A 19620-nucleotide genomic window follows, 5' to 3' on the forward strand; every position below is an offset into this window, starting at 1 on the left:
AATGAAAATCACTGATATTGAAGTTATCCACCTCCGTGTACCAAGCGCAGAAAAAACCTGCACCTGGGGTGAAGATGCCGTCATCGTAAAAGTTATCACCGATAGCGGCATTATCGGCATAGGTGAAGCAGACTCATCACCATCTGTTGTGAAAGCCTGCATTGAAACCCCGAATTCAAACCTGTACTGCTATGGGCTGAAATCACTACTCATCGGTGAAAACCCGCTGGAAATTGAACGTCTTTGGAACAAGATGTACTGGGCATCAAACTACATGGGCCGTCGTGGTGCTGGTATCCATGCTATCAGCGCCATCGACATCGCGTTATGGGATATTGCCGGTAAACACTACAACGTACCAACTCACACCCTGCTTGGCGGTAAATACCGGGACAAGATCCGTGCATACGGTACCTTCATTCCGGCTGACCGTCCGGAAGATAACAGAGATATCGCCCGTAAACTTGTTGAGCAGGGCTTCACTAGTATTAAGTTCGGCGGCGGTGTATTCGGTGATGATCCGGAAGTTGACGTTGAGATCGTCCGCAATGTTCGCGAAGAAGTGGGCGATGATATTGAAGTTCAAATCGATCTGGCTTCTAAATGGGGAACCTGTGGTCACGCACTGGAAATGTGCCGACGCATGGAAGAATTCAACCTTAACTGGGTAGAAGAGCCGGTTCTGGCTGACTGCCTGACCAGCTACGCTAAGCTGTCGGGTAAGGTATCGCAGAAGATTGCAGGTGGTGAATCCCTCACAACCCGATTTGAATTCAGTGACTTCCTTGAAAAATCTCACGCCGATATCGTTCAGCCGGATATCACACGCTGCGGCGGAATTACTGAAATGAAGAAGATCTACGACATGGCACAGATGCACGGCACGCGCCTTGTACCGCATGGCTTCAGCACAGGTATTCTGCTGGCTGCCTCCGTACATTTTCTTGCGGCCTGCGAGCATGGCACCTTAATGGAATATTCACAGAGTGACAGCCCGTTATTTACCGATTTGGTAGCAAACCGACTACCGTTTGAAGACGGTTTTGTGCCAGTGCCGGACAGCCCAGGACTGGGGATTGAGCTGAACGAAGATGTTATTGCCAAATACCGTGTTGAATAATACTTAAATCTGCAGGTAAGTATATCTACCTTCAGTAAAAAGAGTTAAGACAAAAAGGCATAAACCTTAGTTTATGCCTTTTATTGTTGAATGTGTGCTTTCTTGGGAAAGTGGTATTAACGAGATTCCAATGGGTAAGAACGGTAACTCCACAGACCGTAGGTTCTCAATGCATCACGGTAAATACCTAAAATTTCTTTATCGCTGGCCTGCTTTAGTTCATCTAACGGCTTATCCGGATACGCCACTGTATCGAATGTGATATTTTGAGGACCAGTTTGCCAGCTTGCGATTTCAAATAACGTTTGACCACGGCGAACATGGCTTGCCGAGCTAATAATGGTCGCATGCTTAATATTATGCCGTGCAAGTGCATAGCTACTGTAAAGTGCATTACCTACTGTGCTTGTCGCGTAGTTCTCTTCAATAATTCGGTCTGCGCTGATGCCATGCTGAATTAACCAATCAGCCATCAACTTACCTTCTGTTTTATGATTTTGTGGCACTCCGCCAGTCAAAACAATAAATGCCTTCGGATTTGCTTTCGCCATTTCCAGAGTCGTTTCCAGACGCTTAATTAAAATATCATGCATTGAGCCATCAGGGTTTAACGCATATCCCAGCGTTACAATTGCACCATTATCACCCAAAGACTGACCGGCCTTTTCCTTTAACGGCGTAGACAGAACACGGTCAACCGTGCTGAAGATACGCTTCAAATCCGACTCGCGCCCTTTATTCAGGGCGTAAATTTTCTCCATGTGCTTTTGTGATGCTTTATCATTGCCCTTGAATTTTTGCCATACAGCCAGGTATGAATGCGCATCTAAATCATCCGGGGCTACTGTCAGCACCTGTTCAAAAAGTTCAATGGCCCGATCAACATTCTTGTTATATATCTGAGCGTTAGCCGCAGACATAAGTAGATCGGTGCGATACGGTTCCAGCTGATACGCTTCCAACAAACGAGCGGTTACCATTTCCATATTGCTTGGCATCTTTGCCGTAAAGCCAGCATGAGACACTCGGGCCGGCGATTTAAAAGCTTTTACCGCATCCGCCAGTAATTGATCAACAACCTGACGTTTTGTAACAAACTGGCTGTATTCGACCTGAGCATGTACTGCCGGATTACTATCAGCAATGGAATAAAAAGGGGCAGAAAGTGTGATTAAGCTCCCCATTGCAATCGCAATTAGGTTCTTTTTCATTGTTATTTCCTGTTATTGGTTGTTTTGTTTATGTATTGATTTAATTCTCAGTATAAATTTACCAAGCAAAAAAACAGTGAAGCAGCACGCAAAATACTCCCAGCGACTTATCGGAAGCGTAAAATAGAAGTCGTTCAGCTCACATTTTCAGAAATAAATAACTTTTCAGCACCATTAAATTATCGCTGATAATTAAGATTACAGGACAAATTGGTTACCTAGGGTAAATTTCAGACTCTGCGTTAATTCATATACAATCTTTCTATCTGCCATTGAATCATCCGTTAGAGAAGCACTAACAAATGAATATCCAACACCTGAAAGCCTTTGTTTTAGCAAACCAGCTGGGCTCTATTTCCGCAGCTGCACGCGTGATGGGTAAACGGCAATCTCAAGTCAGTCAATGGATTTCAGATCTTGAAATTGATATGGGTGTGACATTATTCGAGCGAAGCGGAAACAAAACCTCACTCAGTACTGATGGTGAAATCCTGCTCCCGATGATTATTCATACCGTCAGTCAGGCAGAGAAGCTTTCATCATGTGCTGAAACACTATCACACAATGAACCTGTCTCGCTTCGGATTGGTATTGATAACTATATTCCCCAGACATGTGTCCAGGCACCACTGGCATCGATATTGGCAGAGAAAACTATAAATCTGGAGGTTATTACGGATGACCGTAGTGCACTGATGGAATTACTGGTTAATGAAGAGATTGATATTGTACTGGTGAGTGAACACTCGACACTACATTACAATAGCTACGAATACACTCGCCTGGGCGCTTATCAGGAAATACTGGTTGTCGGCCACCAGCACCCATTAAGTAAATTGGAAATAATCAGCACCAACGACCTCAGTGAATACCGCGAGCTCATATGGACTCGTGGGGAAGTAGCTGAAGACAATGATGTCGGATACAGCCCAAGCTATGCCTGTTTCAGTGAACTATCAACACTGGTCGGTATTCTTTGTAGCGGTATCGGCTATGCCTATCTGCCGAAGGATGTCATTCAACAAAAATTGGAAAACCAAGAGCTAATCCATTTAATAACGGATTTTGAACAAAGCCAGATCAGCCGTAGAGTTGAACTCATCTGGAAGCCCGGCCTTGTACAAACAAAATCTGGAAAAGCTTTGATTGAAGCTTTAAAAAAACATCATGGATTCAGATAACATCTAACTCAAGAAAACAGCAGTTACTGACAGATACAAACTCAGCTCATGCTGTTTTTGCTTATACGTGAAACAAAGTATCTAATCACTTTTTATTGCAGTTTTTAGAAAGTCGAGGAACACTTTGGTCTTTTGAGATAAATATTTTTTACTTGGATAAACGGCATAAAGTGAACTATTAGGGGTAACCTTGAAACTACAACCTATCTGCTTCAGCACGCCCCGACTAATGTCTTTTTCAACCAGAAACAGTGGGATCAGTGACACCCCAAAACCTGAACAGACAGCCGTTCTAATAGCAACTGAATCGTCGCAACTACAATGCGGCGGGGTAAACATAGCTTCCTTTTTCCCTTCATATAGAAAATGTAAATTGCTGTGAATCTTACTGTCTAACATCAATTTTGAGTGCTTTTTTAGCAATTCAATCGTTAGGTTTTTATCGCAAAGCTCATCTCGATTATCCTGATAATACCCTTCAGATGTCACCCAAATTAAAGGGGAATCAATCAGCTTAGTGGCAATTAAATCTGAATCGGGCAGCGGGCCGATTTGAATTGCCAGATCTATCGAGCTTGAATACAAATCCACCGCCCTGCCCGACACTTTCAATTCCAGATTTATATGTGGATACCTTTCAGCGAATTCAGCAAGCTTAGGCTGGATAAACTGAAGACAAAAACCAGCAGGCATTGATATCGTCAGCTTACCTTGTGGTTCATGGTGAAAGCCAAGCATAGATGCTTGTGTTAACTCAATTTGTTCCTGTAACAACTGACAGTGCTGATAAAAAGTTTCCCCTTCTTTAGTCAGCCTTAGCTGACGAGAGTTTCGTTCCAACAGTCGTATAGACAAATCTTCTTCAAGCCTAGTGATGCTCCTGCTAATGGTTGATTTAGCAACATTCAGCCCTCTTGATGCCGCCGAGATTCCCCCAGCATCAACTACAGCCAAAAATATTGGCATGTCATTAACGTTCCATTTCATGAACGAAGTGTCCAAGTTATGAATATTGTTGCCATTTTGAGTTAAATATAAGATCCCTGTCAATATTCACCTTTAACTATTTGAGTGAAAATGACATCGAATAAGCTTCCGAAATTCACAACCATTTTTGTCCTTCTTTCTTCAAGCGCACTGACAATTATGGCAGGCGCACTAATTGGCCCTTCTTTATCTCTTATCAATCAGCAATTTCATAATTCAGAGCTTGTAGCTATGCTACTGACAATGCCCTCTTTAGCTGTAGTGGTAACAGCTCCGTTGGCTGGAAAACTAATGAATTCAATTGCCAAGAAATGGCTGCTGGTTATTGCCCTAGCTCTATATGGCGCCGCAGGTAGTACCGGACTGTGGATGGATTCGCTCCAACTTTTGTTGCTGGGTCGATTTATATTAGGCGTGTCGGTTTCTCTCATCATGACGGTAAGCTCAACACTTATTTCAGATCTGAGCTCGGGATACGGGACATCCAAACTTCTTTCATATCAAGCGACAGCGATGAATCTTGGTGGCGTGATTTTTGTTGGCATTGGTGGCTACCTAGCTCAACTCAATTGGCGAATGCCATTCTCTATCTACTTACTGGCAATAGTTGTTCTAATTCTCGCTATTTTCTTCATACCAGATACCAATAAAACAGTCGAAAGCCATAAGGTTTCGGTAGATAGTGACACTTGGAAGTCAATAATACCATTCTATCTTTTGGGCTTTATCAGCATGTTTCTGTTCTATCAGATTCCTGTAATGTACTCATTTATAGTCACTAATGTACTTAACGCATCACCAACTCAAACTGGCGTTACACTTGCGCTGTTTAGTATTGCTTCCGCCATTGCTTCGATGCAAATGGCTAAGCTGTTTCGTCGCTATACTGAGTACCAGTTGATAGCCCTGGCATTCATTAACTACTCACTAGGCCACCTGTTTATCGCGATCGCTTCAAACTGGCCCGTAATGATAACCGGGGGAGTACTAACAGGTGTCGGCTTAGGTATCGCGTTCCCAACCATAAATAAGGCCATATCTTCCAGAAGCGATTTGAATAACAGGGGAATACTGATGAGTGGTTTTGTTAGTTGTTACTTCTTGGGTCAATTTGTTTCACCAATCGCAGTCCAATTGATGAGAATAGATACTTTACAATCTACTTTTTATATAAGTTCGGCTGGTGCATTTGTCTTGGGTATTTTAACAATCAATTTTAAGCAAGAAATCGTCAATACTCAGTCGCAATTAGGGTAATTCATTAAGCAACAACTCTTACAACTACTCTTACACGCTATCCGCTATCCGCTATCCGCTATCCGCTATTATAAGCTGAAAGCGCCTGTTCTTAGGCGCTTTCAGTGATTCAGATGCTCTTGTTACGAAACTTAATCATCAGCATCAAAGACAACCTCGCCCTGTAGCATTGTCATAAGAATATTAGTTTTAGCGATTGCTTCCGGTTTCAGTTTAGTGATGTCTTTATCCAGCACCACCAAATCTGCAGACTTACCCACCTCAATCGAACCTATAATATCATCAAGCCCTAAGCTAACCGCCGGATTAATTGTATAAGCATCAATTGCCACTTCAACACCCGGAAGCCCGGTGTTGCCCATTTTCAGGCTGTTAGCAATACCGACCAATGGATTAATGTCATGCACGTTCCAGTCACTGCTCAGGCTTACATTCGCCCCAGCCTGATAAATTCTACTTATCTGCATCAGAGAACGAGCCCGTTTTGCCCCGATGAAAGGCTCTGCCCAACTATGGTCATGCTGCGCTATATAATCAGAGCCAACCTGAAAATCAGCAGTCACATCGAGAAGCTTAAATCGGCTGATATCCTTAGAGTTAACCATCTCTACATGTGTCAACGTATAGTCACGATCTGATCCCTGCCGACGAGCATATTCCACAGCATTCAGCGACTCGCGAATACCACCATCACCGATAGCATGTATATGGGCTCCATAGCCGATTTTATCCAGCTCCGTCAGCCAGCTTTTCATCTCTGAAGGCGGAATATAGTTAATTCCGTATGGTTCATCCTCAATATACGTTGAAAGGTAAGGAGCCAATGTTTTAGCCGTACCATTGATCAGGATCCCGTCGCTGTACATCTTTACCTGATCCACAATCAATCGTGATTCCGGATCACGAGACTGAATGGATTTTAGGTACTTAAGCTGCGAAACCTGGCCATCCTGCGGATAAATCCATGGACGCAGCGATACCCTTGCTGTCAGCTCACCATTTTTCTGAGCTTCCTTCCAAACCTCATACCAGCCTCGTTTCCAGTACATCCGGCCATCGCCGATCGTGGTAATACCATGAGCAGCAGCTTCTTCGAGACCGATCATCAGGCCGTCATAGCTCTGATCAAACTTCCCTTTCAGGCTGTTCCAGGCCAGATCCATTACAAGATCGCCCGCGTTATCAAACAGAATCCCGTTTAAGTGACCGGTTTCACGATCTTTGAGGATCTTACCGCCCTGAGGTTCAGGTGAATCTTTGTTTATCCCAGCCAACTTCAACGCCTTCGAATTAACCCACATGGAGTGAGAAGTCTGTTCCATCAATACAACCGGCTGATCCGGAAAAATCTCGTCTAGTACTTCCAGCGGTGTACGCTCACTATCTTCATCAAGCACTGAATCAATTGTAAAGCCGTACCCCATTACCCATTCATTTGCCTTAGCCTGCTTCCGACATTGTTTTAGGTACGATATCTGCTCTTCCAATGTCGCATCGCCGTTAAGTTCGCAATTACCACCGACTTCGGAAGCCGCTTCAAACACATGGTTGTGATTATCGACAAAACCCGGCAACACCATCGCCCCTTCCATGTCGATAACTTCAGTTGTTGAGGTGCGATACTCCCCTGCCCTTCTGCTGTCACCGACAAAGATGATTTTGCCGTCAGAAATAGCAATTGCATCAGCCTCTTTATCGGCATAAACAAGCGCGTTGGTAATAATAGTGTCGGCATACTCTGCTGCCTGTGGCTGTTGTGCTGACATCAACGCGACTCCTAACAAAGCAAGCTTCGGAATTTTTCTCATGGATTTGTCCTTTAATATGAGCCAGTGTTCAACTGGTTACTGACAAAAAGCAGTACTGCCTGATGAGAGCAATCTTAAATAGAAAAGCATGACATGAAAAAATACTGACTATCTGAAAATCATGATAGTGAACTTTCGGTGCTAGTCAGATCAATTCATCTCGAAAAGAAAAAGGGCCAGCTCGTAAGCTGACCCCATAAAAAAATCAAGTATTCATTTATCGTGACCATTCCTAGTTAGAAACATCCTTCCGATGAAGTGGACTTTTATTTTGATTTCCATGCTTCATGATCTATGTCTAAATCAGGGAACTCATCTGGATTGAATACCGGATGCTCTGCCCCTTCTTTCAGCTTCTTCTTATAGTCCTTAAGAAGCCGAATCAGTGTCGGGAACAACATAAGTAAAGCCAACAGGTTAACGATAGCCAGTATTCCCATCATAGGATCCGAGAAGAAAAATACCGCGGTTGCGCCGGGGGCCACAGCACCGAGAAAAACAATCCCAATCACGATAATCCGAAGTGTATGCAGCGAAATCTTACTGTGGGTCATGAAGGTAAGGGCGTTCTCCCCCAAGTAGTAGTTATAGATGATCGAACTAATTGAGAAGAGCAAAATTGCTACGGTCAGGAAATACTGGGCCCAATTACCGACATGGGAAACCAACGATTGCTGAGTCAGTACAACACCATCAATATCTTCGGCTCCTGGAACATACACATCGCCAAGTAGAATGATGAAAGCCGTACAACTACAAATCAAAATGGTATCAATAAAGACTGAGAGTGATTGAGTAATTCCCTGGCTTACTGGATGAGTAACATCTGCTGTTGCCGCTACATTGGGCGCAGAGCCCAAACCAGCCTCGTTGGAAAACAGGCCACGGCGCAGACCTTGCGCCATTGCCGCCCCCATACCACCACCGACGGCTTCTTCCCAACCAAACGCGTTCGAAATAATCATCCCTATGACTGCGGGGATTTCAGTAATGTTGATTAGAATAATAATTATAGCCATGGCTACATAACCAATCGCCATAATCGGAACGATAACATCAGCCACTTTGGCAATACGTTTAATACCACCGTAAATAATAATTCCGGTCCCCACAGCCAGAGCAATACCAGTCCAGAGACGCTCAATACCCATACTGTCCTGAGCTGCACCTGCTACAGTATTTCCCTGAAACGCATTAAAGCCGATAGCAAAAGAGGCAATCAAGCACACGGTGTAGAGATATGCCAACCATCTGAAATCATTACCCAAGCCATGAATGATGGTTCGAGCCGGGCCACCACGAAATCCGTCATCTTCTCTTCGTTTAAATAACTGGGCAAGAGAGCATTCCACCAGACTGGTCGCCATACCAACCAGAGCAATTGCCCACATCCAGAAAACCGCCCCCGGCCCACCAAGCGTAATCGCGACAGCCACACCGGCAATATTACCGCCACCGACACGCCCACCAACGGACAGCAAGAGCGCTTCACGGCCAGAAATAGCATCCTTGGCTGCGGTTTGGTTTTTGTTTAACAAAACTCGGAACATGCGTCCAAAGAAGGTAAACTGAACAAATCCTGTGACGAGAGTGAAGAAAAGACCTAAAACAACCAGAAATGGTATCAATGCCCATCCCCAGGTGAGATCACCAATTAAGCCAAAGAAACTTTCTAGCAATTCCATCTCTACCCCTTATATTTCTTTTGAACCGTAGAGTGAATACCTACTCCAGCACAATCTTATATGTGTAAGTCATAGGCGGCATGGGCTGAAACACACATATATTTCCAGCCTTTGTGCTAACTAGCACCTTGTGATTTTCCCTGAAGTGCTCACAAAAACAGTCAGCTAGTCCTGAGTCGACAGTTGGTGAGAAGTATAGTCGCTCACTGCTCGATCAGTCGTCACATTCTGAGACGACCAGATCATCAGACTTATTAATAAACAAACAAATTGTTCAAAAACGCCCAATCTATACCTTTTCAGCATTAAGTGCTTTAAAAGCCCAAAATAACGCACTCTTTGCATATAATTTGCTCATGCTATGGAATTTATTCGCTTTAAAGCCTCTAAATTAGAAAATATTCAGCCACCAACCTTCAATTGTATGATATTGGCATTTTTTGTTGCATTAATCGTGTAACAACCTATTTTGACTTCCCCGGAAGGGAAATTCATTTTGGTGCCAAAGGTTTATGCCGCGAATTCTTTTACCGGTGATCAGAATAAACTGACACTTTACAATTTATGCAACCTGTTTAACTAAAAGAAAAAGAAGGAAACTCAGTCACCTAATCACTGAATCAGATTCACTTTATTGAGCAAATCACAACATATTTTTTAGTACGCCTTTTTGCGTGCAATTAATTACGACAGCCAGAACGCTGAAATTTCAAGCCTGCCTGAATTCAATATGAGGCCGGGACGGGTGTTTTTTTGCAGAAATCTGCTGATTTCAGACAAACGAATATACAACAAGTTTGAGGGAATATAATGAACTTAATTATTAAATTAGCCGCCGGAATTCTTTTTGGCATACTAATGGGAATGTTTGCTCCTGAGGTATTAATTCAATTTTTAATTACCATTAAATTACTAGTTAGCCAGTTAATTAAGTTTACCATTCCTCTGCTAATTCTATTTTATGTAACCAGCGGAATCGCAAACCTACCTAAGAACTCAGGAAAACTACTGGGTAAAACAGTCGGTTTATCTTACTTATCAACGCTGGGCGCTGGTCTTCTTGCCTTCACTGTTGCGGAAACTTTGTATCCAACGCTGTTAAGCGGCGCAGGTGCCTTGCCGGAAGCTAAAACAGTGCTGACTCCGTTCCTTGAACTTAAGATCCCGCCACTAATGAGCATTATGACGGCGCTGACCATTGCCTTCGTTTTCGGTCTAGGTATATCGAACACAGGCTCAGAAGATCTAAGACGATTCAGCAACCAGGGCTGCGACATCATCGAACTGTTCCTGAACAAAGTGATCATTCCATCTCTGCCTTTCTACATTGCAGCCGTGTTTGCCGACATGACAGTAAAAGGCACAGTATTCGCGACACTACAAACATTTAGCCTGGTTCTGCTGGCAGTTATCGCAATGCACTGGGTATGGCTGACTTTCCAGTTCATTACCGCAGGTATCGTTCAGCAACAATCTCCGCTGAAAATTCTGCGTACTATGATGCCAGCTTACCTTACTGCTGTTGGCACTATGTCTTCTGCGGCTACAATTCCGGTTACGCTACAACAAACCAAACGTAACGGCGTTTCAAACACTATTGCTAACTTTGTCGTGCCACTGTGTGCCAACATCCACATGTCAGGCTCAGTGATCAGTATCACCAGCGTTGCTGTGGCAGTAATCATCATGACAGGCGCAGGCCCGGTACCAAGCCTGCTTGAAGCACTACCGTTTATCGCTATGCTGGGTGTAACAATGGTAGCTGCACCGGGTGCACCGGGCGGTGCAGTAATGGCTTCTGTCGGCCTACTGGGGTCAATGCTGGGCTTCACAGAAGAAATGATTGCCTTGCAAATTGTGCTTCACTTGGCTCAGGACAGCTTTGGTACTGCCTGTAACGTAACCGGTGACGGTGTGATTGCTCTGATGATCGATAAGATGTCTTCTGAGAAAGATGAAGCAGCAGAAAATCTTGTCCTTGCCGAAGAAACAGCGTAACGCTTAATAAAACCAATAAAAAAACGTCCGACCATTCATTATGAATAGTCGGACGTTTTTAATTAACTTGAATCTTCCGTTATATAATGCTTTCGATATAACCCGAAAAAATTATTCCCCTCAGTGACTCTACAGTTCTCATGTTCATTTAATTAGCTTTGCTGTAATTGTCGAGTTTTGATTTATAACTTAGTTACAGTCAGTTTATACTCTGCCTGAGGGTGGGCATAGAGAGAAAAAGTAACCCAAGTATCCATTGATGTAACTTCAACCTCCTCTACCCGTATGTTTTTCTCTTCATCCGAGTAATAGTTGAAGACACGAAAGCCGTCACCATCCAAAGAATGCATCGCCTCGCCATCAAGAGATTCAATCGAAATGGTAAAACGCTCACCTTTAAATCCGAGAATTTTATAGATGCTTTGGTGTTCGCCGCCAACCTGAGATTGAACAATATATGAAGAGCCATTCTGGCTAATATCAAGATAGGTATAGTCCCGGCTGAGTTCTTCAGTATGGTATATAACCGGATTAGAAGAGCATGCCGCCAGAGCGGTAACAAACACCGGAACTAACAATGTTTTCAGAAATTTCGCTCGCATAACCGCTCTCCTCGTTCTCCATGAAACCAGTACATATCATCCTTTATCGATTCACAGTACTGTGTAATCGTCAGCCACAACCACTAGTAACCAACAAACAAACGATATCAGAAAGCCACTTTTCGTTCTGGCAAAGTTAGATCTCAGTCACAATATGCCGTTCACAATTCAATCAACAACTTCCAGCATTGCTGATAATCAGTCTAATGAGCTCAAATATAGAACAGACACTATTCAAGAATCATTAAAATACTGTTCGCGTTTTTGCTTTAATTATTGTTAATAACAAAATAAATTCATAGTTAAAACTGCACATATATTCATCAATATATTTCGAGCTTTAATCATTAAATTAATTTACAGAACTACCTGTCATCGAGCATTATTATTAAAAATGTGCACTTTTACGCATAGCCAAGATGCTCTTCCCCTGTAAAACCGCATTTTAATTAACAACAAAAATCAAACTGGAACATACCAAAGCACCATATTGCTTTGAACTCAAAACATTTGAGATGCGCATATTAAGAAAACATTTATTACTCCCCCAAAATTTACCGCACAAATAACCACCAGAAACGCATTTGCAAACAGAATAAAAACAATGCCTAATTGCACTTCGGTCAATTGTGACACTTTCCACAAGCCTTTACCTTGTTATTTAAATAACTAGTCAGGCGAAAAATAAATCTAATAAATTTAACTAATTAAGGAGTTTTGCTTGCGTAAAATTATCATTTTATGCTCATTAATTATATTTGGTTGTAACGGTGGTTCATCATCAGATGGTGCTGTATCACCAACATTAAATGAAGCGTCTCAAGAACAAACAACCTCAAACACAATAACAACAACAGATGCTATTAAAAAAGAAATTGCCTCAATACATATAACCTATTCACCAATCAGTGGTATCTCAGAGCCTAAAATATCATTTCAATCTGCTTTGCAGTTTACCGCCACAGCCTATTACGAAGATTACTCAAAACTTGATGTTTCAAAGCAAGTTAAGTGGATTAGCTCCGATCAAAGAGTTGGAACTACAACCAGTGCAGGACTACTCAAAGGAGTTAATGCAGGAACGACGGCCATAATGGCCCAGTTTAATGGCATTGATAGTAACACCATTGATGTGACGGTGACTGATGCTGAAATTAGACATGTACAAATCACACCTAAATCAGGTAATGCAAATAACCTTCCTGAAGGCGTTACCCTAACGATGGTAGCAACCGGTACATTCAGCGACAATACTCATCAAGAGTTACAAAGGGATGCTCTACACTGGTCAAGCAGCGAGGGGGCTGTTGCAAGGAAAATACAACCTGGTGTTTTAAAAGGAATTAACAAAGGGCGCTCAAAAATCGAGGCTGAATTTCACGGTGTTACTAGCAATACTGTCGAAGTCACAGTCACAGATGCCGTTGTAACTAAGCTTCGAATTAGCTCTGAATCAAGTGATTTGAATATTCCTGCTGGCTTTACTCAACCATTGGCTGTTACCGGAACCTTCAGTGATCTTACAGAGCGTGAACTATCAGCGCATGATGTTATATGGTCAACTGAAAATACCTCAGTAGCTACCGTTGAGGACAACGGTATTATCAAAGGTATAAATGAAGGTAGTACAACAGTCTCTGCACAGTACCATGATATTGAAAGTGAACCATTAACAGTCACAATTACTGATACTGCTTTGGATGAAATTACTATTACCTCATTGTCTGATGAGGCCAACAATGTCGTTAAAGGCTATAACTTACAACTTATAGCAACCGGCGTCTTCAACGATGGAACAAAAAGAAACATCTCGGATGAAGTTTCCTGGTCAAGTGATGATGACAGCTTCGCAATGGTTGATGATAGCCAAAGTGGTTTAGTTCATGGTGTAGAAATTGGCCGTGCCGTCATATCTGCCGAATTTGATGATAGGAGAACTGACTTTAACCTAAACATCGAGGATGTTCCTCCTAGCTTCTATGTGGCCATGAGTACATCTAATTTACCTAGCTATTTTCACAAGTTCATAAATAAGAGCGGGGAGATATCGTCTAGCGATTATGTTCATCTCAATTTAAGTGGCAGTGGTAGCAACATAATTGCTTCCGTTAAAACCGATGATCCAGTGAGAAAACAAGTAGATGAGCAAGGTCAAGTCATTCAAATTATGCGTGATGACAAAAACAATGTCATTGGTTTCTCCGGATACGTCAACGTTCTTGTAAGCAGTAAGCTTCATCACTTTGATGACAAAGCTTATACGACATTTTTCTCAGGTTATAACGCGCTTCATAACCGACAACGGAATAAAACATATCATGGCGATATATTTTATACTCCGGAGGTAAAAATAGGAGAGGCTCAGCCTAAAGCTGAAAAAAGTAACATTAGTATCCAATTTGATGCACCACGTTCCGCTTGCCTAATGACAGGATATGAAGAACTAACTTGCGATAATCTAGTTACTGATGAAAACGGTGTCTTTTCATATATTTTGACCAACAAAGATGGCCGTAGATATGGCGACCTGAAAATACACTTTTTTGGTGAAAACGGTGAATTTGCTACGGGATATATCTTTAGTGATGTTCCAAATAAACTGGGAATCCTCTCAATAAGTAGTAAATAATCACCCTTAGCAATTAAAACCCATGGATGGGTTTTTATTACTAAATATTAATACCACAAATAGCTGACATTCAGCATGCATCTTTTGTATGCCATCAAAACCATAACCTCATAACCAAAACTAAATATCCCGCATCACAGCCCCTGCCCCTCTCGCTCCCATCGTGATAGAATCCGCCACCTTACTTCTGTTATCGCCGCCGGCTATAGCAGTTTTGTATCATTACCAACCTGAGACTCTACATGCCGTTCTCCAAACTTGGATTAAGCGCTCCAATCGTAAAAGCTGTAAATGAACTTGGCTATAAAGCCCCGACTCCAATTCAAGAGAAGGCAATTCCTGTTGCGTTAACAGGTAAAAACCTGATCGCAGCAGCACAAACTGGTACAGGTAAAACCGCTAGCTTTGTATTGCCAATTTTAGAAATGCTTCGTGAAGGTCAAACTCAGCGCAAGAAACGTATTCGCGCGCTTGTTCTTGCACCTACTCGTGAACTGGCTGTTCAGGTTGAAGATAATATTGCGAAATACAGCAAGCACCTGAACCTGACTTCTCTGGCAATGTACGGCGGTGTTGACTCGAAGCAACAAAAACAAAAGCTAATTGAAGGTGTTGATATTCTGGTTGCTACGCCGGGACGTCTGCTGGATATGTACACCCAACGCGCAGTTCATTTTGAAGAAGTAGAAATGCTGGTTCTTGATGAAGCCGACCGAATGCTCGATATGGGCTTTATCGAAGACATCAACAAAATCATTGAGCGCTTACCGGAAGATCGCCAGAACCTGCTGTTCTCAGCAACGCTGTCAAAACAGGTTCGCGCGTTAGCAAAAACGGCTATCTATAACCCAGTTGAAGTTTCTATCACACCAGATAGCAAAGCTAAGCCTCAAATTGATCAATGGTTGATCACAGTCGATAAAGATAAGAAATCTTCGCTGCTGAGCCACCTGATCAAAGAGAATCAGTGGGATCAGGCACTGATCTTTATCGAAACCAAGCATGGTGCAGCTAAGCTGGTCAGCCAGCTGGAAAAACGAGGTATTAAAGCTGAATCTTTCCACAGTGGCCGTAGCCAGGCAGTTCGCGCTCAGCTATTGGAAGACTTTAAATCAGGCAAGCTTAACTTGCTGGTTGCAACTGGTGTAGCTGCCCGCGGTATTGATATCGAAAACCTGAGCCGTGTGATTAACTACGACCTGCCTTACCCGGCTGACGACTATGTTCACCGAATTGGCCGTACAGGTCGTGCAGGTGCTTCCGGTGAAGCGATTTCGTTCGTATCAAAAGATGATTTCAAAAACCTTTGTGCAATCGAAAGCCGTCTTGGTCACCTGATCACGCGTAAGGAAATTGAAGGTTTTGCGCCAAGAAAAGAAGTGCCTGTTTCGATCCTGAACTATGTGCCGAAGAGTAAGCGCAACGGCGGTAATCGCAATAACCGAAACTCAAAAAATAACGCCAATAAGCGCCCTCAAGATAAACGCTAATTGCCGATATAAAAAACGGGGGCTAAACAGCCCCCAAACCCAAAAGATATTTAAAAGAAACAAGAGGATACGATAAAGCTATTGCATGCTTAACTGGCTAAGCCAGCGACGCAGCAAATTAATGGATGCCTGATGACGGTAATCGGCAGTTGAGCGTTGGTCATCAATCGGGCGAATGATCTCGCTGTACATACCCACCACTTCATCAACGAAACGCGGCTTCGTCAGCTTTTCTGTCGGCTGACCGACAAGCAGTGATTCCAGTTCGCGACTACGTACGATTGTCGGGCCGACGGCTCCGAAAGCTACACGCCAGTCCACCACCTTGCCTTTACCTGTGCGACCTTTTACCACTCTAGCCAGACCGGCCACAGACACTTTGGTCAACGCATTAGCAGCACGCGTACCGACTTTGTGGTAGAAACTCTCTGGCAGATCCTGCTTTGGAATCACCACATGGGTAAGCATTTCATCGGCACGTAACTGAGTCAGCCCCGGTGCCATAATGAAATCTTCCAGAGCCATTTCACGCTGGCCTTTAAGCGACGACAGCACAACGCGAGCGTTCAGAAGGTACAGTGCAGGCAGCGAGTCAGCCGCCGGGGAGGCATTACAGATATTCCCGGCCATAGTGGCCCGGTTTCTCAAAGCCGGTGCGGCAATCTTGGCGACGCCCTGACGCAACACATCCGGAACCAATGGATGACTTTCAATTTCACTCAGAGTCACTCCGGCACCGATAAACAGTGCACAGTCAGGCGCGCCCTCGCCTTCCGGCTCAATCTCCGCTTCAGTAATGTGCTTTAGCTCATCAATTGCATCAACGAACACCACATCGCGGTCAAAAGTCGGGCTCATCCCCGGCCTGACACTATGCCTGACCATCAGGTCGGTGCCGCCGGAGAACAGGGTATGTTCTCCGACAGCCAGCTTATCCAGCGCCTGCTCCAAAGTTTCGGGGCGATAAACCTCTACCATAATCCCTCTCCTTTTTCCGCGGCAATCCGGGCTGCCTCGACAATCATGCCGTAGCCGGTGCAGCGGCACAGGTTACCGGAAATTGCAGTACGGATTTCCTGTTCGGTCGGTCTGGCATTGGTTTCCAGCAAAGCATACAGTGCCAGCACCATACCCGGAGTACAGAATCCGCACTGCACCCCTTTGGCTTCAAGCAGAGCGTCAATGACGCACTGGCCTTTTTCCGTCTGGCGCAGGCCTTCAAGTGTCATTACCTGCGCACCTTCAGCCTGAGCAATCGGCATCATGCAAGAGTTAACCAGCTTGCCATTGAACAGTACAGAACAAGCACCACACTCACCTTCGCCACAACCTTCCTTTGTCGCAGTTTTATTGAGATCACCACGCAAAGTATTCAGAAGTGACTGCATCGGGTCGGCATCTACCTCAACCAGTTCGTTATTCAAAAAGAATTCGATCTTCATCAGGCATTACCTCCGGCCCTTGGTGCTTTTACTTTTCTTACTGTCTGTTCCGGCTCTTCACCGTACAGCTTCTGGCAGATACGTTCCGGCGTTACCGGAATGGATGACATTGTTTTACCAATCGCCGCTTCAACCGCGGCAGCAAACGCAGCGGCACCACCGTTGTGAGTCAGCTCACCGCCACCTTTTGCCCCGTTAGGACCAAACGGATACGGGTTGTCGACATAATCACTGTCAATAGTCGGTACATCGAGCGATGTTGGTATCACATAATCAGCCATGGTCTTCTGGGCAAAGACACCATCCCGGGTCATTTCCATTTTTTCACAGCTGCCGTAACCCAACGCCTGAACCATACCTCCGTCGATCTGGCCTCTGAACACCACAGGATCAATCGCCCTGCCGATATCAAACACACCCCAGGCACCGAGGATCTCAGTTTCACCGGTGGCCATATCCACCTCTACTTCAACCACATTCATGCCGTAGCTGGTCGCCTGATAGGCGTTGCCCTGGTAGGTAGTCTGATCCCAGACGTGATAGTCTGGCTTGCGGTACACCTCTTCGAGCTCCTGAGGTTCGCCTTCTTTCCAGTTCAATTGCAGTTTCTGGGCTGCTTTTTCCAGCAGATAACCAACGATCAGAATTGATCGAGATGCTACGGTCGGACCTGAATCCGGTACCACTCCGGTATCCGGCACAGCAAGCTGAATAGTATCCAGCGGTCTGTTCAGAGTATCGGCAACAATTTTACGGAATGTCAGAGTCAGACCCTGGCCGATATCAGTGTTGGACGCAAGGATCTGAACAGTACCGTCAGCCAGTTTGTTAAGGCCAACTCGCGCTTTCACCAGAGTATCTTCCAAATCCCCAGCAAAACCACAGCCGTGCTGGAAGGCAGAGAAGCCAATACCGCGACGTTTACCGCTGCCTGCACAGTGCTCATCAGAACCTGGCTGGAAAGCATAAAGTGCCGTCTTGGTGTTGTAGTCTGACATGGACAGGATTTTTTCCATCATCTGATCCAATACCAGATCGCCGAAAATATCAGCACCGGTCAGTGATTTCGAATCAGATTTCAGGAAATGACGCATTTTAAAGGCCGCAGGCTCCTCGCCAAGCTGCTTGGCGACATGCGTCATATGGTTTTCCATGCAGTAACAGTTTTGCGGAGAACCAAAGCCCCTGAACGCACCGGTAGGAACAGTGTTAGTCGTCCAGGCGTGGCCTTCTACACGGACATTCGGAATATCGTAGACATTGGTTGCAGTGGTAATCGAGCGTTGCAGCACAATACCGGACAAGCTGAGATAAGCGCCGGAGTTAACATCAAACTTCACGTCCATCGCCACAATGTTGCCGTCGGCATCAATACCGGTTTTATAGTGGAACTCAACCGGGTGACGCTTTGACGTGAACATGATGTCTTCGCTACGCTCAAGCACGATACGAATCGGCTTTTGCAGTCGCTCTACAGCGACAGCCAGCGGTCCTGCCAGTACATCCGGGTAGTCTTCCTTACCGCCGAAACCACCACCGGTCGGACACTGTATAGCACGAACATGGTCATGACCAAGCACCACCGCCATACAGTGGTGGACATACCAAGGACACTGCATCGAGCCTTCAATTACGATCTTGCCATCTTTCGGATAACCGACGCATCCCTGTGTTTCCAGGTAGATATGCTCCTGATAACCCGTAGAGCAGGTATCTTCAATGATGGTCACTGCTTTCGCAAAACCGGCTTCGATATCGCCTTTTTCCAGAGAATGGTGATCGAGAATATTATCGTCAGCATGAATGGCACCATCAACCAAGGCTTTTGACTCGGCAATGGTGTAAGCGGGAGTGAGTGGCTCATAGTCAACGTGAATCTGACCGAGCAGTTGTTCGAGAACATCAGGATCCGAACCTACCACAAGAAAGATCACCTGACCGACAAAACGCACTTCATTATCTGCAAATGCAGGCCAGTCGATTTCGACGATAGGCAGCACGTTCTGACCCGGAACATCCTTGGCACCGAAGATATGATAGCCTTCTGGCAGTTCCGGGATTTCAACCGATTTAATTACGCCTCTGGGGCAAGAAGAGCGGTAGAACCGCCCTTCTAACAGTCCCTCGTAATGGCGGTCGGCAATATACTTAGCTTCACCTGTGGCTTCTTGCCACTTGAATCGAGTATTAACCGTATCCATAACGGGATC

14 protein-coding genes are annotated in these 19620 nt (G+C 44.5%); 6 read left to right on the plus strand and 8 right to left on the minus strand.

Annotation, left to right across the window (positions count from 1 at the left end; translation table 11 throughout):
* Position 1: 1 nt before the first annotated feature.
* A complete protein-coding gene (locus C942_RS14780) occupies positions 2 to 1120 on the plus strand; it encodes a mandelate racemase/muconate lactonizing enzyme family protein (RefSeq protein ID WP_007466982.1) in 1119 nt (372 codons plus the stop codon).
* Positions 1121 to 1236: 116 nt separating this feature from the next.
* On the opposite strand, the gene C942_RS14785 is transcribed toward C942_RS14780, so the two are convergent.
* Positions 1237 to 2331 carry a YdcF family protein gene (locus C942_RS14785; protein WP_007466984.1) on the minus strand — a complete coding sequence of 365 codons (1095 nt, stop codon included), beginning with the start codon at positions 2329 to 2331 and terminating at the stop codon, positions 1237 to 1239.
* A gap of 302 nt (positions 2332 to 2633) precedes the next feature.
* Here C942_RS14785 and C942_RS14790 point away from each other — a divergent pair, with 302 nt between their 5' ends.
* Positions 2634 to 3512 (plus strand): LysR family transcriptional regulator, encoded by an 879-nt coding sequence (locus C942_RS14790; RefSeq protein ID WP_007466987.1) that lies wholly within the window; start codon positions 2634 to 2636, stop codon positions 3510 to 3512.
* Positions 3513 to 3593: 81 nt separating this feature from the next.
* Here C942_RS14790 and C942_RS14795 read toward each other — a convergent pair whose 3' ends face one another.
* Complete coding sequence (locus tag C942_RS14795; RefSeq protein ID WP_007466988.1) at positions 3594 to 4499, minus strand: LysR family transcriptional regulator; 906 nt, start codon at positions 4497 to 4499, stop codon at positions 3594 to 3596.
* Between the two features lie 90 nt (positions 4500 to 4589).
* On the opposite strand from C942_RS14795, the gene C942_RS14800 reads away from it, so the two are divergent.
* Complete coding sequence (locus tag C942_RS14800; RefSeq protein ID WP_007466990.1) at positions 4590 to 5756, plus strand: MFS transporter; 1167 nt, start codon at positions 4590 to 4592, stop codon at positions 5754 to 5756.
* A gap of 131 nt (positions 5757 to 5887) precedes the next feature.
* Here the strand turns inward: C942_RS14800 and C942_RS14805 are convergent, their stop codons facing one another.
* Together C942_RS14805 and C942_RS14810 are read right to left on the minus strand one after the other, a co-directional pair.
* Positions 5888 to 7564 carry an amidohydrolase gene (locus tag C942_RS14805; protein ID WP_036800350.1) on the minus strand — a complete coding sequence of 559 codons (1677 nt, stop codon included), beginning with the start codon at positions 7562 to 7564 and terminating at the stop codon, positions 5888 to 5890.
* A gap of 266 nt (positions 7565 to 7830) precedes the next feature.
* Positions 7831 to 9249, minus strand: coding sequence for an alanine/glycine:cation symporter family protein (locus tag C942_RS14810; RefSeq protein ID WP_007466994.1), 1419 nt, complete (start codon positions 9247 to 9249; stop codon positions 7831 to 7833).
* Between the two features lie 810 nt (positions 9250 to 10059).
* On the opposite strand from C942_RS14810, the gene C942_RS14815 reads away from it, so the two are divergent.
* Complete coding sequence (locus C942_RS14815; RefSeq protein WP_007466996.1) at positions 10060 to 11247, plus strand: dicarboxylate/amino acid:cation symporter; 1188 nt, start codon at positions 10060 to 10062, stop codon at positions 11245 to 11247.
* Positions 11248 to 11429: 182 nt separating this feature from the next.
* On the opposite strand, the gene C942_RS14820 is transcribed toward C942_RS14815, so the two are convergent.
* Positions 11430 to 11849, minus strand: coding sequence for a hypothetical protein (locus tag C942_RS14820; protein ID WP_007466998.1), 420 nt, complete (start codon positions 11847 to 11849; stop codon positions 11430 to 11432).
* A 721-nt stretch (positions 11850 to 12570) separates the two neighbouring features.
* On the opposite strand from C942_RS14820, the gene C942_RS14825 reads away from it, so the two are divergent.
* Both C942_RS14825 and C942_RS14830 read left to right on the plus strand, forming a co-directional pair.
* Positions 12571 to 14478: an Ig-like domain-containing protein gene (locus C942_RS14825; RefSeq protein WP_007467000.1), complete on the plus strand. Its 1908-nt coding sequence runs from the start codon at positions 12571 to 12573 to the stop codon at positions 14476 to 14478.
* A 242-nt stretch (positions 14479 to 14720) separates the two neighbouring features.
* On the plus strand, positions 14721 to 15968 hold the full coding sequence (locus C942_RS14830) for a DEAD/DEAH box helicase (RefSeq protein WP_007467002.1): 1248 nt from the start codon (positions 14721 to 14723) through the stop codon (positions 15966 to 15968).
* 78 nt (positions 15969 to 16046) lie between these two features.
* On the opposite strand, the gene C942_RS14835 is transcribed toward C942_RS14830, so the two are convergent.
* From C942_RS14835 to C942_RS14845, 3 genes are read right to left on the minus strand one after another with little or no spacing between them, the layout of a single operon-like run.
* On the minus strand, positions 16047 to 16946 hold the full coding sequence (locus tag C942_RS14835) for an FAD binding domain-containing protein (protein ID WP_007467004.1): 900 nt from the start codon (positions 16944 to 16946) through the stop codon (positions 16047 to 16049).
* Complete coding sequence (locus C942_RS14840) at positions 16940 to 17410, minus strand: (2Fe-2S)-binding protein (protein WP_007467006.1); 471 nt, start codon at positions 17408 to 17410, stop codon at positions 16940 to 16942. The genes C942_RS14835 and C942_RS14840 overlap by 7 nt, the downstream gene beginning before the upstream one ends.
* Entirely contained in the window at positions 17410 to 19611 is a 2202-nt protein-coding gene (locus C942_RS14845; RefSeq protein ID WP_007467008.1) for a xanthine dehydrogenase family protein molybdopterin-binding subunit, read from the minus strand. Before C942_RS14845 ends, C942_RS14840 begins: the two co-directional genes overlap by 1 nt.
* Positions 19612 to 19620: the final 9 nt, after the last annotated feature.

Source organism: Photobacterium marinum, assembly GCF_000331515.1.
Lineage (GTDB): Bacteria > Pseudomonadota > Gammaproteobacteria > Enterobacterales > Vibrionaceae > Photobacterium > Photobacterium marinum.

Coding starts and splice junctions, on each gene's coding strand:
- C942_RS14780 (WP_007466982.1), top strand. CDS start 2: ATGAAAATCACTGATATTGAAGTTATCCACCTCCGTGTACCAAGCGCA.
- C942_RS14785 (WP_007466984.1), bottom strand. CDS start 2,331: ATGAAAAAGAACCTAATTGCGATTGCAATGGGGAGCTTAATCACACTT.
- C942_RS14790 (WP_007466987.1), top strand. CDS start 2,634: ATGAATATCCAACACCTGAAAGCCTTTGTTTTAGCAAACCAGCTGGGC.
- C942_RS14795 (WP_007466988.1), bottom strand. CDS start 4,499: ATGAAATGGAACGTTAATGACATGCCAATATTTTTGGCTGTAGTTGAT.
- C942_RS14800 (WP_007466990.1), top strand. CDS start 4,590: ATGACATCGAATAAGCTTCCGAAATTCACAACCATTTTTGTCCTTCTT.
- C942_RS14805 (WP_036800350.1), bottom strand. CDS start 7,564: ATGAGAAAAATTCCGAAGCTTGCTTTGTTAGGAGTCGCGTTGATGTCA.
- C942_RS14810 (WP_007466994.1), bottom strand. CDS start 9,249: ATGGAATTGCTAGAAAGTTTCTTTGGCTTAATTGGTGATCTCACCTGG.
- C942_RS14815 (WP_007466996.1), top strand. CDS start 10,060: ATGAACTTAATTATTAAATTAGCCGCCGGAATTCTTTTTGGCATACTA.
- C942_RS14820 (WP_007466998.1), bottom strand. CDS start 11,849: ATGCGAGCGAAATTTCTGAAAACATTGTTAGTTCCGGTGTTTGTTACC.
- C942_RS14830 (WP_007467002.1), top strand. CDS start 14,721: ATGCCGTTCTCCAAACTTGGATTAAGCGCTCCAATCGTAAAAGCTGTA.
- C942_RS14835 (WP_007467004.1), bottom strand. CDS start 16,946: ATGGTAGAGGTTTATCGCCCCGAAACTTTGGAGCAGGCGCTGGATAAG.
- C942_RS14840 (WP_007467006.1), bottom strand. CDS start 17,410: ATGAAGATCGAATTCTTTTTGAATAACGAACTGGTTGAGGTAGATGCC.
- C942_RS14845 (WP_007467008.1), bottom strand. CDS start 19,611: ATGGATACGGTTAATACTCGATTCAAGTGGCAAGAAGCCACAGGTGAA.